The organism is Treponema sp. JC4 (assembly GCF_000260795.1).
In the GTDB taxonomy this organism is placed as follows: domain Bacteria; phylum Spirochaetota; class Spirochaetia; order Treponematales; family Treponemataceae; genus Treponema_D.
Genome location: NZ_AJGU01000003.1, coordinates 66,088 through 78,062 on the forward strand (window position 1 = coordinate 66,088; position 11,975 = coordinate 78,062).

At 39.6% G+C, this 11,975-nt stretch carries 18 protein-coding genes; 13 read left to right on the top strand and 5 right to left on the bottom strand.

Translation table 11 applies throughout. From position 1 onward, the window contains the following. Positions 1-13: 13 nt before the first annotated feature. Genes MSI_RS02675 through MSI_RS14640 form a run of 3 tightly spaced genes read right to left on the bottom strand, consistent with a single transcriptional unit; the run spans position 14 to position 1,772 of the window. Entirely contained in the window at positions 14-1,012 is a 999-nt protein-coding gene (locus tag MSI_RS02675) for an iron ABC transporter permease (protein ID WP_009103435.1), read from the bottom strand. A gap of 46 nt (positions 1,013-1,058) precedes the next feature. Next, a complete protein-coding gene (locus MSI_RS02680) occupies positions 1,059-1,520 on the bottom strand; it encodes a hypothetical protein (RefSeq protein WP_009103437.1) in 462 nt (153 codons plus the stop codon). A gap of 33 nt (positions 1,521-1,553) precedes the next feature. Continuing rightward, positions 1,554-1,772, bottom strand: a complete 219-nt coding sequence (locus MSI_RS14640) for a hypothetical protein (RefSeq protein WP_192807733.1) — start codon at positions 1,770-1,772, stop codon at positions 1,554-1,556. A 44-nt stretch (positions 1,773-1,816) separates the two neighbouring features. Between MSI_RS14640 and MSI_RS02685 the strand changes: the two genes are divergently transcribed. The 13 genes from MSI_RS02685 to MSI_RS02745 all read left to right on the top strand — a co-directional run bounded on the left by MSI_RS02685 (position 1,817) and on the right by MSI_RS02745 (position 8,866). Next, positions 1,817-2,356, top strand: coding sequence for a hypothetical protein (locus MSI_RS02685; protein WP_009103441.1), 540 nt, complete (start codon positions 1,817-1,819; stop codon positions 2,354-2,356). Between the two features lie 14 nt (positions 2,357-2,370). Beyond that, on the top strand, positions 2,371-2,889 hold the full coding sequence (locus MSI_RS02690; protein WP_009103443.1) for a hypothetical protein: 519 nt from the start codon (positions 2,371-2,373) through the stop codon (positions 2,887-2,889). A 27-nt stretch (positions 2,890-2,916) separates the two neighbouring features. Beyond that, positions 2,917-3,642, top strand: coding sequence for a hypothetical protein (locus tag MSI_RS02695; RefSeq protein WP_009103445.1), 726 nt, complete (start codon positions 2,917-2,919; stop codon positions 3,640-3,642). 80 nt (positions 3,643-3,722) lie between these two features. Continuing rightward, on the top strand, positions 3,723-4,223 hold the full coding sequence (locus MSI_RS02700) for a hypothetical protein (protein WP_009103448.1): 501 nt from the start codon (positions 3,723-3,725) through the stop codon (positions 4,221-4,223). 80 nt (positions 4,224-4,303) lie between these two features. Then, positions 4,304-4,768, top strand: coding sequence for a hypothetical protein (locus MSI_RS02705; protein WP_009103450.1), 465 nt, complete (start codon positions 4,304-4,306; stop codon positions 4,766-4,768). 40 nt (positions 4,769-4,808) lie between these two features. Continuing rightward, positions 4,809-5,252 (top strand): hypothetical protein, encoded by a 444-nt coding sequence (locus MSI_RS02710; RefSeq protein WP_009103453.1) that lies wholly within the window; start codon positions 4,809-4,811, stop codon positions 5,250-5,252. 102 nt (positions 5,253-5,354) lie between these two features. Further along, positions 5,355-5,816, top strand: coding sequence for a hypothetical protein (locus MSI_RS02715; RefSeq protein ID WP_009103455.1), 462 nt, complete (start codon positions 5,355-5,357; stop codon positions 5,814-5,816). Then, on the top strand, positions 5,813-6,229 hold the full coding sequence (locus tag MSI_RS02720; RefSeq protein WP_009103457.1) for a bacteriocin class II family protein: 417 nt from the start codon (positions 5,813-5,815) through the stop codon (positions 6,227-6,229). The genes MSI_RS02715 and MSI_RS02720 overlap by 4 nt, the downstream gene beginning before the upstream one ends. Positions 6,230-6,318: 89 nt before the next feature. Beyond that, positions 6,319-6,759: a hypothetical protein gene (locus MSI_RS02725; RefSeq protein WP_009103459.1), complete on the top strand. Its 441-nt coding sequence runs from the start codon at positions 6,319-6,321 to the stop codon at positions 6,757-6,759. A gap of 30 nt (positions 6,760-6,789) precedes the next feature. Further along, entirely contained in the window at positions 6,790-7,206 is a 417-nt protein-coding gene (locus MSI_RS02730; RefSeq protein ID WP_009103462.1) for a hypothetical protein, read from the top strand. A 38-nt stretch (positions 7,207-7,244) separates the two neighbouring features. Further along, entirely contained in the window at positions 7,245-7,646 is a 402-nt protein-coding gene (locus tag MSI_RS02735; protein WP_009103465.1) for a hypothetical protein, read from the top strand. A gap of 122 nt (positions 7,647-7,768) precedes the next feature. Continuing rightward, on the top strand, positions 7,769-8,296 hold the full coding sequence (locus MSI_RS02740) for a hypothetical protein (protein WP_009103468.1): 528 nt from the start codon (positions 7,769-7,771) through the stop codon (positions 8,294-8,296). Positions 8,297-8,314: 18 nt separating this feature from the next. After that, entirely contained in the window at positions 8,315-8,866 is a 552-nt protein-coding gene (locus MSI_RS02745; RefSeq protein ID WP_009103471.1) for a hypothetical protein, read from the top strand. A gap of 78 nt (positions 8,867-8,944) precedes the next feature. Here MSI_RS02745 and MSI_RS02750 read toward each other — a convergent pair whose 3' ends face one another. Both MSI_RS02750 and MSI_RS02755 read right to left on the bottom strand, forming a co-directional pair. Next, positions 8,945-10,426, bottom strand: coding sequence for a leucine-rich repeat domain-containing protein (locus MSI_RS02750; protein ID WP_009103473.1), 1,482 nt, complete (start codon positions 10,424-10,426; stop codon positions 8,945-8,947). 15 nt (positions 10,427-10,441) lie between these two features. Continuing rightward, complete coding sequence (locus MSI_RS02755; RefSeq protein WP_009103476.1) at positions 10,442-11,959, bottom strand: leucine-rich repeat domain-containing protein; 1,518 nt, start codon at positions 11,957-11,959, stop codon at positions 10,442-10,444. Positions 11,960-11,975 lie beyond the last annotated feature (16 nt).

Below are 11,975 nucleotides of genomic sequence, written 5' to 3' on the forward strand. Positions count from 1 at the left end.
AGAATTTTGTTTTTCAATGTCGGCGAAGCATCATATAAATTACAACAGGAACAAGCAGAACTGCCGTTACAGAGCTTACACTAACTTCGGTCGGGCTGAAAAGAATCCTTGCAAGCCCGTCACAAAAAACCGTAACAATTGCACCGCCTAAGAAACAGGCCGGAATCAGCACCAGCGGTTTTGCGGTATATACCGCAGATTTAACCAGATGAGGCACCGCAATTCCCACAAAACTGACAGGGCCAGCAAAAGCCGTAACACAGGCCGAAAGCAGGCTGGAAATCAAAATTAAAAGCACTCTCAGCAGCTTTACATTTACGCCCATATTGCGGGCATAATTTTCTCCAAGCTGAAAAGCGCCAATCGGTTTGGAAAGAATAAAGGCAGCAGCCGCAGAAGCAAAAACCACAAGTGACATCAGCTTTACCTCGCCCATGTTAATGCCCGAAAAACTTCCCACCGACCAGTTATGCAGATTTACAATATTTGAATCGTTTGCAAAGGTAATAAAAAAATCAGTTACCGCAGAACAGATATAGCCGATTAAAATTCCGCAGACAATCAGAACGCTCATCTTATGAACCCTGAGCGAAAATAAAAGCACAATTCCCATCGTTAAAAGAGAGCCCAGAAAAGCCGACACAACCAGAGCCCCAGAGCCCGGAACAATGCTTTTATTCAAAAGAAAAATCATAGTCATGGCAACAAAAAGCTTTGCGCCGGAAGAAATACCCAGAACATAAGGTCCCGCAATCGGATTTTGGAAAAAAGTCTGCAGCAAAAATCCCGAAAGAGCCAGCGCCCCTCCCAGAATCATTGCCGCCAGAATCCGGGGAAGCCTTATATTCATTATGATTTTTTCATTAACGCTGCCCTGCCCTGCCCCTATTAATATAGAAGAAACTTCTCTAAAACTAATGCGCACCGACCCAATCGAAAGGTTCCAGACAAAGAGCAGGGCCAGCAGCAGAGTCATAATCAAAAATGTAAGAATTATTCGACGCTTTTCCATTTGTATATGGAAAATATTATAGCACCCCGGGCCTTATTTTTCCATTTTAGTGCAAAAGGAAGTTATCTACTCTATCAAGTCGCTTCTGGAGGTCACCGTCAGAAATATTGCTTGGTCTGTTACTTGCACTGCCACTGTCCAGCAGTTTATTAACACCATAAATCAAACCGCCAACAGCTAGAAGAGAAAATGCTGTAATTGCAATCGCCTCTTTGTTCTTCTTAATCCAGCTGCCTACACTTCCACCTGCAACTTCAGCCAGCTCTTCGTCAGAAAGATCCTGTGCTTCTGCAGAAGCTTTTGTACTCGATTCTGCAGCTTCTGTAAGAGCCTTTTTAAATTCATCCTTATGGAAGTCAGGGAAATTTTTTACCATCAAATCACAAAGCTCATCAATATTTTTTGCCCGCGAAATAATTTCATCAACCAGCCCAAAATTAATATTAGCCAGCTGCTCTTCTTTTACACCCAACTCCAAAAGCTGTTTCTTGTATTCATTCTCTGTCATAACGTGCCTCCGTTTTCTTCGTCTTACACTTATTTATACTCCGGCCAGAAAGAAAAGGCTAAAAATTTTGAAAAAGAAAATTCTTCGGCCGTGTCCCCGCTTTCGCGGGGTCGGGTCTTCCGCACTTCCGCTATTCGCTTCATTCGACGCAAGCTCCGCTTGCTTACGAACTGCTTCGCAGGTGCTCCACCCCCTCACGGAGTTTTCTATATAAGTAAATTTTTCTTCCTGCTTTTTTAGCCATTTTTCCACGAGCGGAGTATAAATAGACGTAAGAAGAATAACGGAGGTACATTATGAACGAAAACGACTTGAAAAAAATGATGGTCGAAATGAAACTGGAAAATAACAATCTTTCGGATGAGGATTTTTCAAAATTGACTAATGCTATCAACGGAAGTTCCAGCATAAATGAAGCATGCAAAAAAATCTGTGAAGTTTTCCCAGAACTTTCTGAAGAAGAACTAAAAGAAGCTACAGACCTGATAATTTCAAATCTTAATCAGAAACAGCAGGAGGAAGTTACAAACCTTTCAGAAAATGATCTTGAGGCCGTTGCTGGTGGCAGCTTCGGAAGCTGGATGAAAAAAAATTGGGGCTACGTTGTTGGAGGAGTCGGACTTTTTGCTGCATCTTGGCTAATAGGAAAACGCATTGGTTCATACAAGGCAAATAATGCATATCAAGCGGCAGAGGATACTGCTTATAAAGAAGCCTTTAATCTTGCCGAAGGAAAAGGAAAAATGGATGGCTTTATAGCCACAATGCAGACTAACAATATGGAAAACGTAGTGGGCTGGTTTGACCGTCAAGTAGGCTGGGGTCTAAAGGGTTAAAGGAGGAAATGATTATGAAAGCAGGCAAAGAATTATTAGAAGAACTTAAGACACTAATTACTCAGGCTGATAGCCCGGAGCAGGCAATTGATAACATTATCAAAGCATATCCTGAAATTGACGCTGAAACATTACGGAATCAATTTAAAGCCAGTACAAAACAGGCAGAACAGATGGTTGCTGAACAGCGTACCTCTGAAATAACACAAGATCTTTCCGAGGAAGAGCTTGCAGAAATTGCAGGTGGAAGTTTTGGAAGCTGGATGAAGAAAAATTGGCCTTATGTATTGGGAGCCGCCGTAATTATTACAGGCGGACTAGCCATAGGAATTAAGCAAGGTTCAAATTTATATTCCAGCGATGAAATATCAAGCGCGAAAGAGGCAGCAACAGCTCTAGGAAAGGTTGAGGGATATGACAACGGTATGTTTATCGGAACAGAAACCGGAAATACTGTTGTTGGAGCAGTCAACAAACCTGATTGGCGGGAGACATGGCAGGATGCTGCCGCAATTTTGAAAAGAAGAGTATAAGACAAAACCACAACAGGGGGATAATATATGATTAGCAATTCTACCTATCAGGAACTCATCAAACTTCTGAACAATCCAGATTTTATAAAGGCAGCATCTCAATGTAAGTCCGAATCTGATATCAACCCTCTGTTGAAGCGGTTTGGTATTACACTGAGCGAAGAGGAGCTTTCTGAACTTCTTGAAAAAAAAGCAGAGACAATGAAGCTTCTTTCTGAAGCAGCCGAAATAGCCCGCCAGTTGACTCCCCTTCTGGAAGATCATAATAAGGCAGAGGAATTTTTCAAGATTACCACTTATGAAAGCTTTATGGATTTCTGCAAGGAAAATAACATAGTTCTCTCCGATAACATAACTTCAATTGCCAGGTTAATTTTTGAGCTTATGGATGGTGTTGTAGATCTTTCCGATGACGCCCTTTCATCTGTTGCGGGTGGAAACGCACTTGCAGCAGGAGGAGAGTTAGGTGCAGGAATGATACCATGTATTGGAGGAGTTGCTTCTGCGGTTGTTTCCGTTGCTGATGGCTCTGTAAAAGGAACAGAGAAAATTACTGCACGGCTTGCCGTCGGCGTTGCAACAAGCCTTTTTGAAACCGTAGCTACAATATCAACCGGCGGAATGCTTTCAATAGGACAACAATGGCATAAAGAGGGCTTTACAAGCGACGTAAAACAAAAACTTGCAATGTTTGGCGGTATAAAAGCTCTATCAAGTATTACAAGTTTTGCCGTAGGTCAGGCATTATCTTAATAAGTAAATTTCAATTATTTAACCATTTTTCCCTGAGCGGAGTATAAATAAATGTAAAACCTTAAACACGGAGGAATACTATGAACAAAGAGGAATATAAAGAGCATCTTTTAAAGCTTGGTCTGTCAGAAAAACAAATAGAAAGCATTAACTTCCCTCAACTGGAAGAAATTATTTCGAATGCAAAAGATGTTGATGATATTTGCACTCAGCTGGAAAAAATCTATTCTGGCTTCAATTCAGATGAATTCAAAAAAGTGGTCAAGTATGCTTCAAACCAGGAAGCAAAGGCCTCAGAAAATGTAGAAGATCTTTCTGACGAAAATTTGAAAGAAGTTGCCGGAGGAAGCACTAGTCACTGGTTTAAAGACCATGCCGCTGAGTTTGCCGTTGTTGCAGCCGGCATTATTGGTGGAGCAATCTGGGGTGCTGCTACTGCAAAAGACGGAACTATTGAATATGGCAGAAAAGAAAGTGCGGTGTATGGAGCTATTTGGGGAGGAATAGCCACAGGTGGTTCAGTTTTATTAGTTGACAACACAGTTGGAACTCTAAATCTCCATTGTGATAAAGGTCTTTAATTTTGGAAAGATCTTCTTTAGCCCTTTTATAAACAAGCGGAATATAAATAAATACAGATTGTTAAGCCCGGAGGTTTATTATGAACGAAAAGGAATTTAAAGCACAACTTCGTGAAGCCGGAGCACCGGAAGAAGCGATTGCAAAAATTGACTTTGCAAAAATTGAAGGCATTGTAGATGGGGCAGAAAGTCTTGAAGGTCTTTGCAAAACTATGAAAGAAGCCTTCCCTGCCTTTGATGAGACAGAATTCAAAAAAGCCATTGCTCAGAACGCAAAAAACAACGATGAGGTAGAAGACATTTCTGAAGAAGCCCTCGAAGCAGTTGCAGGCGGCAGCGTAGGAAGCTGGATGAAAAAGAATAAGGAATATGTTATCGGAGCAGCCCTTCTCGGGGTCGCTGTTGGAGTAGGTATCGGAATGTACTGCAAGGGAAGAAGTACTGCACTGGCAAAAGGAAGACAAGAAGGCTTAGAACGTGGACAATACCTGGCTGAAGGAGAAGCAAAATTAGCTGCTAAATACAAAGAACAATATATGGAATAAACCAGGAAGAATTTCACCAGAAATATAAAGGAGTAGCTTTATGGAAAACAAGATTAACGAATTGATACAATCATCTAACAGCCCTGAAGAGGCATTCAAGAAGATTTGCGAGGCTTATCCAAAAATCAGCATGGAAGACCTGAAAAATCAATTTGAAATTGAAGTTAAAAAGGCAGAGGAAAATTTTTCAAAGTCTGCAGATTCTGAGGAAGTTGAAAATCTTTCAGACAATGATTTGGAATCCGTTGCTGGCGGCAGTTTCGGAAGCTGGATGAAAAAGAACTGGCCTATTGTTGCCGGAGCAACAGCGATAGTCGTATTGGGCGTAGGCGGATATCTTTTGGGCCGCAATACTGATCAAAATGAAGTTTACCAAAAAGGTATTGACGAAGGACTCGAATCAGGTCTGAAACAAGCAGGTTTAGCAAATCCTGAAGGCAAGAAACTAATACAAAAGGCACTAGATGCGAAGGTCCTGTTTTAATAAAAACAGAAAGAGATGAGCAAAAACTCATCTCTTTTTTTTAGCCATTAATCTTTGAGCGGAGTATAAATATAAGTAAAGCAAAGATTCAGGAGGCAAATTATGAACGAGCAGAAAATTAAAGAAGAATTAATTGCTGCAGGCGCAACAGAAGATATGTTTGAAAAGATTGATTTTGCAAAATTCGAAGAAATCTTTGACAATGCCAGCAGTATTGACGATTTATGTAGAAAAATGAAAGCTGCTTTTCCTGATTTTGACGAAGATAATTTCAGAACGACAATTCAGGCTCAGACTGCAGACAGCGAAAAAATTGAAGAACTTTCTGATGACAGTCTTGAAGGGGTTGCAGGAGGCAGTGCTGGCAGCTGGCTCAATAAAAACAAGGACTGGATTATTCCTGTAGGATTAATCCTTGCTGCAGGTGCAGCTTATATGGTTACTAAATACGTTAATTATAGAAAAGAGGCAAACTGGACGGCAGAAAAACTCAGACCTAAATTGGTAGAGACAAATAAAATACAACCATCTGCAGCACAAATAAACACGGAGGCAAAGGTATGAACGAAAAAGAATTTAAAGAACAACTGATTACCACAGGCATAAAAGAAGAACAGATTGCCAACCTTGATTTTTCAAAAATCGAAAAGATCTTTGATAGCTCGCAGAACATAGACGAAATATGCAAAAACATAAAGGGAAACTTTCCAAACTTTGATGAAACAGGCTTCAGACAGATAATTTCAGAGCAGACAAAAGAAAGCGAAAATACCGAATACCTTTCTGAGGACGCTCTTGAAGAAGTTGCCGGTGGAAGCGTAACTTCCTGGATGCACAGAAATAAGGACTGGGTTATCGCAGCAACCGCACTTGCAACAATAGGAGCATGCTATATGTTCAACAAATATCTGGAAAAAAAGAGTGCCGCTAATATGAGGGGCGAAAAGTTAAATGCTCTTAGTGAAAATTATAATTAGCAATGCCAGGCTTGTCCCGGTAATATTTTAGCCATTTCTCCCTTAGCGGAGTATAAATAAGTGTAAAGCAAAGATTCAGGAGGCAAATTATGAACGAGCAGAAAATTAAAGAAGAATTGATTGCCGCAGGCGCAACAGAAGATATGTTTGAAAAGATTGATTTTGCAAAATTCGGAGAAATCTTTGACAATGCAGGCAGCATTGATGAACTTTGCAGAAATATGAAAACTGCTTATCCTGATTTTGATGAAGCAGGCTTCAGACAGTCAGTTCAGGAACAGGCTGCAGAAAGCGAAAAAATCGAAGATCTTTCAGATGAAAGTCTTGAAGCTGTAGCAGGTGGCAGCGTAAGCAGCTGGCTCGACCGCAACAAGGACTGGCTGATTCCTTTAGGATTAATGGCAACCATTGGAGTCACTTATTTTGTAAAGAAAAAACTTGATACCAGAAGTGACCGAAAATGGGCTGCAAAGAAGCAGAAACAGAATTTGAAAATCTTTGATGTAAAAAACGGTGATGTTCTTATATAAAGCAGACATAATAATTAAGGAGGCAATAATATGAATAAGATGGAACTTAAAAACGATCTTCTTGCTGCAGGAGTAACAGAAGAAGCTCTTACAAAACTTAATCTTTCAAAAATTGAAGAAATTATAAGCGCTGCAAATAACCTTGATGAAATCTGTACAAAAATGAAGGAAGCATATCCTGATTTCAATGAGACAGAATTCAAAAAAAGCATTGCAGAAACAGCAAAGAATTCTGAAACCACTCAGGATCTTTCTGATGAAGCCCTTGAAGAGGTTGCAGGTGGAAGTGCCGGCAGCTGGCTTAAAAAGAACTATGAAACCATTTGCAGGGTTGCAGTTCTTGCAGGTATACTCGGTTTTACATATGTCGGTGGTAAGTATGTTGGTAATATTATTTCCAAAAAGATTTCTCAGAAGCAGTATCAAAACGCACTGTTTAACAAGTAATTTTTTGACTTAAGAGAAAGGATAAAGGAGGAAGAACTATGGAAAAACTAGATGAAAAACTCAAGAAAGAAATAGAAGCAATTGTTGCAACAGCAAACAGCCCGGAAGAAGCTATTAAAAAGATTTCACAGGCATATCCTTCAATAAGCGAGGAAGAGCTTCAGAAGAATTACGAAGCAGAAAAGAAAAAGGCTGAAGAAGAATTCAAAAATCTGTCGAATTCAGAGGCTGTAGAAAATCTTTCTGACGAAGCCCTGGAAGAAGTTGCCGGAGGAAACTTTGGCAGCTGGGTAAAGAAAAACTGGCCTTATCTGGTTATGGGTGCTGCCGTCATTGGTTTTTCTGCCGGAATTATTCGTAAAACCTGCATTGGCCGTCCAAATACAGCTTTAAATGCATCTGGAGAAACACACCTTACATCGGCTAGTTTGGATCTCTAACTGGTTTAAAATCTGATACTTAACTGCTATTGCCGGGTAAAATCCCCGGCATTTTTTTTAGCCATTTATCGCTAAGCGGAGTATAAATAAGAGTAAGACAAATACATTAGGAGGTAAATAAAATGACAGAAATGGAATACAAGAAAGAGTTACTGGAACTCGGTTTAACAGAAGAACAGATTTCAAAAATTGACTTTGATAAAGTTAATACCATAATAAATCAGGCAAAAAACATGGACGAACTTTGCGAACTTCTGATTAAAAATTACCCTGATTTTAATGTAGCAGCCTTCAAAAAAGCCGTAAAAGAAGCTGAAGCTGCAAACAATAAATCTTCTGATGAAATCGAAAATCTTTCAGATGAAAGTCTTGAAGCTGTAGCCGGAGGAAGCGTAGGCAGCTGGCTTAAAGAGAACGGTCTGAGCACTTTAATGATGGTTGGAATTGTTGGCGCAACTATTGGTTCAATGTATCTTATTGATAAAATGATGGCACCTAAAACTGCCGCTACTGGAGCTGCCAATGCAGGAGCAGAGGGCGAAAACCTGCTTAATAACTCTGTTGCCAGCCAGGAATCTGTAATGCCAAAGGTTGAAGCACCTAAAGTACGTTCAAAATCATTTTCAATTTCCAGATCAGCCGGCTTATAACGGGAGTGTGTAGTTATTATGAGTAAACCAGAATTTACAGTTGAAGTAAACTGTACAGACGAAGCACTTGCAGAAAGATACAATGAACTTGCAGGCAAAATGGCAGACGACAAGGATTTTACAGACAGACTTAAGGAATGTAAATCTGAAGAAGCTGTCTATGAGTTATATAAAGAAAAGGGCTATACAGACTTGCCTTATGAAGAATTCTTAAAGCAGCTTAGTTCAGACCTTCAAAAACTGCACAGCCAGATGGATGAGTTCGACCTTACAGAAGAAGAACTTGAAGGCGTTTCTGGTGGTTTTAATGCCTTCAGATTTGCAACTACAGTTGTAAGCTGTATTCCTATTGCAGGCCCAATTATTGCCGGAGTAGCAAAATCTGTAAAAGCAGGAATTGACGGCAAAGGCGCAGAAGGAGTAACCCTTGAAATGGCAAAAGCTACAGGTTTATCCCTTGTAGATGCAATTGTAATGATTTCAGGCTCATCATTGAAAGGTAAAGGCAAGTGGGGCTTAATGCTTGGTTCTGCCGCAATGAAAGCCGGACTCAACGAAGCCGAAATCTAAGTTCCCCTGCCCTACAAAAAAAACTCGCCCAGACAGGCGAGTTTTTTATTTTTAAGACCCTTCTAATAGTTCTCCATTCTAATCGTTTTCATCAACATAAAAAATACCCAAATTGAATTCAACACCATTCTTATCAAGAACAGGGTACTGTTTAGGCATGTCATCATCATTTGGCTTTATAGGGGCAATATTCTTTTCCCAGTATTCTTTGGTGCCATTGTAGGTTGCAGAGTCTTTTAACTTGTAGGAAGAAAAAATGAAGAAGAACATACTTACTTTCGAAAGTGTGCTTGGATAATATACCTTATCCATTGGTCCACACCAGCCAAAACAGCCGTCTTCAAGAGTTTCTACACCTTCCGGTATAATTAATTGTGGAAGTGCTTCACACTGTGCAAAGGCCATATAAGGAATAACCTTCAATGTAGATGGAAGTGTTAATTTCTTAAGTGTCTTACACTTTCTGAAAGCTTCCTCCCCTATTTGGGTTACGCCTTCAGGAATTTTTACATTAGTAAGACTAGAACAGTTCATAAAGGCTCTTTTACCAATAGAAGTTAATTTAGAAGGAAGCTGAAGCTGCAGGTTAGTACAATCCCTGAATACCTCATTAGCTATTTTAGTAACACTTTCAGGTAATATTACCATTGTAAGCTTTTCGGCACCTCTAAAGCTTCTGTAATAAAGCGTCTCAAGAGAAGTCCAATCACGCATATCCAGTATCACACTTTTACTCTTGAGTTTGCTTAATAAACTCAGATTTACAGACTTCTCATCACTTTTTTCTGTATCTATGTCTGCGTCTTCATCATCTCTCTCAAAAGTAATTCTCGTATCTCTTTCCTTTATAGTTACAGCGCCTGCTTCTCCTACTGCCGGTGCAATACCTTCTGTAGTTTTTGCAGAATTATCTACAATTACAAAAGCTCTGCTTTGATTTTCATCATTAAACCAGTCAGCATCTTTTGAGTTCAGAAAGGTCAAAAAATTACCCCAGGAACCTCTAAAATCGTCATAATAACTGTAAAGAGTAATATTTTCTTCGATAGGAGTATTAAAATCAAATTCTTTTTTGTAGTACTTATTGGTGTACCATTTTATTGAACGATCCAATTTAGGTACACTGGCCTTTCCCTTATAAGGAACTTCCTGAGAAGCAACAGTATTCTCAGGCTGCCCTTCTATAACAAATTTTACAGTATGAGGGAATTCGTCTTTTATCCACTGTGCATATACGGAAATCCTTGAATATACAGGTTCTCTATCCTGGAATTTAAGGTCATTGCCATCAACATACCATCCGACAAAACGATAATATCTGCGGGTAGGATGCTCTGGTAAATAGTCTGTACAAGCCTGCCCATAAGGAACCTTTACAACCTTCTGTCTTATCTCCAGGTCATCATCATCAATCCAGGCACCTTCATTGTCTCTGCACATAAAAACAACTTCAACATACCTGGCCGGTTCATCCGGGCTGTCCTGCTTACAGCCCGCAAGACAGGTTAGAAGAGTAGCAAATACAAGAGTTATTATAAAAATCTTAAATTTATCTCTCATAAGGCACCCCCAGGTCTAAGGAATAAGAGGTTCTGGTATGCGTTTCCAGCCATCAAAAATCAGGTGTGACTGAAAATCAAGTTTAGCCGAATCAACGAAAGTATCATTTTTAATTTCAAGGTAACGGTTTCTCAACCAGTCACATTTGTAAATTTTTTCCCAATCTTGAAAACTGCCATTATATTTTTTCTTATCACATGAACATTTCCAGAAGGTATACTCGTCTATTTTTTCAAGTGATTCTGGAAGCTCTATCTTGTCCAGTTTTCCAAGGCAGGCAAAGCTACCATTCTCGACAGTTTTAACACCTTCCGGCACAATGACCTCTTTAAGCCCTTCACAGCCCATAAAGGCAAGCTGACATATTTTTTCCACATTTCCAGTCAGATTTACTTTTGGAATTGACTTACAGTCTCTGAATGTCTGAGCTGCAATTTCTTTAACGCCTTCAGGAATTGAAATCTCGTTCTCAATTGAATAACAGTTTTTAAAGGCTGCTTCGCCAATCTCTGTTACCCCAGAAGGAATTTTAAATTCGCAAAGGTTATTGCAATCTAAAAAGGCTTCCTTTCCTATTCTTGTTATAGAAGAAGATAAAGGAAGATAAAGCTTATAAGGTGATGTAAAGCCTGCAAAAGAGTTATCAGAAAATTCATTAAGATTTGGCATGTTGCGTAAATTAAAGTATACTTTCTTAGACTTTAACTTACTAAGTATACTTAATTTCTGCTCTATTGTATTACCAGTTTGAATTTCCTGAATAGCCTTGTCAAAATCTGTGTCTTCGACATCTTCTAATGAAAGATATTTTATTTCAAACACATTTACGTCTTTGCTTAAGCTTGCAAGCTTCTCTGTACTTGTTGCCTGGTCATCTTTAATTATAAAGCCGCGGACAGTTGTATCATTGAACCATTTCTCATCCCTTTCAACCAGGAAGAAAATAAAGTCATCCCAGGTGCCGTGATAATCTGCCCAAAGGCCATACAGGGTGAGGTCTTTCCCAAGCTCCTGACTTGTATCATATTCCATTGTAAAGTCTTTATCCTCGTACCATACTACATCACAATCGGTTCTAGATAATTTAGGCAGAACTGTTTGAACGGACTCCCTAGGTTCTACTGTTTTAGGAGGTCCCATATCCTCGCCTTCCATAATAAACGTAACTTCATGCTCAAATTCAAACGGCGTCCACCTTGCATAGAGGGTAATAGATTTATAAAGCGGCTCGTTAGAATTAAAACGAATATCATTATCTTTATCATCCCGGCTTTCAAACCAGCCGAGATATTTGTAATGTTGCCAATAAGGAGGCCACTTTGGTGTATATTCCCTCAAGGGCTCACCATAAGGAATTTCTATAACCTTAATTTTTGGTAACTTCATGTCGTCAAGCCATACTCCGCCATTACAGTCAAGGGTGACCTGAATAGTCTTAGCATCTTCCTCCGGGCTGTCCTGTTTACAGCCGGCAAGGGGCAATAAAATACATAAGGCAAGAGCTGATATTAATAAATTGAATTCTTTTCTCATACGCCGCTCCTTTATA

What these genes read in the sequence shown, in the direction of transcription:
- MSI_RS02675 (WP_009103435.1), bottom strand. Translation starts at nt 1,012, where the DNA reads ATGGAAAAGCGTCGAATAATTCTTACATTTTTGATTATGACTCTGCTG.
- MSI_RS02680 (WP_009103437.1), bottom strand. Translation starts at nt 1,520, where the DNA reads ATGACAGAGAATGAATACAAGAAACAGCTTTTGGAGTTGGGTGTAAAA.
- MSI_RS02685 (WP_009103441.1), top strand. Translation starts at nt 1,817, where the DNA reads ATGAACGAAAACGACTTGAAAAAAATGATGGTCGAAATGAAACTGGAA.
- MSI_RS02690 (WP_009103443.1), top strand. Translation starts at nt 2,371, where the DNA reads ATGAAAGCAGGCAAAGAATTATTAGAAGAACTTAAGACACTAATTACT.
- MSI_RS02695 (WP_009103445.1), top strand. Translation starts at nt 2,917, where the DNA reads ATGATTAGCAATTCTACCTATCAGGAACTCATCAAACTTCTGAACAAT.
- MSI_RS02700 (WP_009103448.1), top strand. Translation starts at nt 3,723, where the DNA reads ATGAACAAAGAGGAATATAAAGAGCATCTTTTAAAGCTTGGTCTGTCA.
- MSI_RS02705 (WP_009103450.1), top strand. Translation starts at nt 4,304, where the DNA reads ATGAACGAAAAGGAATTTAAAGCACAACTTCGTGAAGCCGGAGCACCG.
- MSI_RS02710 (WP_009103453.1), top strand. Translation starts at nt 4,809, where the DNA reads ATGGAAAACAAGATTAACGAATTGATACAATCATCTAACAGCCCTGAA.
- MSI_RS02715 (WP_009103455.1), top strand. Translation starts at nt 5,355, where the DNA reads ATGAACGAGCAGAAAATTAAAGAAGAATTAATTGCTGCAGGCGCAACA.
- MSI_RS02720 (WP_009103457.1), top strand. Translation starts at nt 5,813, where the DNA reads ATGAACGAAAAAGAATTTAAAGAACAACTGATTACCACAGGCATAAAA.
- MSI_RS02725 (WP_009103459.1), top strand. Translation starts at nt 6,319, where the DNA reads ATGAACGAGCAGAAAATTAAAGAAGAATTGATTGCCGCAGGCGCAACA.
- MSI_RS02730 (WP_009103462.1), top strand. Translation starts at nt 6,790, where the DNA reads ATGAATAAGATGGAACTTAAAAACGATCTTCTTGCTGCAGGAGTAACA.
- MSI_RS02735 (WP_009103465.1), top strand. Translation starts at nt 7,245, where the DNA reads ATGGAAAAACTAGATGAAAAACTCAAGAAAGAAATAGAAGCAATTGTT.
- MSI_RS02740 (WP_009103468.1), top strand. Translation starts at nt 7,769, where the DNA reads ATGACAGAAATGGAATACAAGAAAGAGTTACTGGAACTCGGTTTAACA.
- MSI_RS02745 (WP_009103471.1), top strand. Translation starts at nt 8,315, where the DNA reads ATGAGTAAACCAGAATTTACAGTTGAAGTAAACTGTACAGACGAAGCA.
- MSI_RS02750 (WP_009103473.1), bottom strand. Translation starts at nt 10,426, where the DNA reads ATGAGAGATAAATTTAAGATTTTTATAATAACTCTTGTATTTGCTACT.
- MSI_RS02755 (WP_009103476.1), bottom strand. Translation starts at nt 11,959, where the DNA reads ATGAGAAAAGAATTCAATTTATTAATATCAGCTCTTGCCTTATGTATT.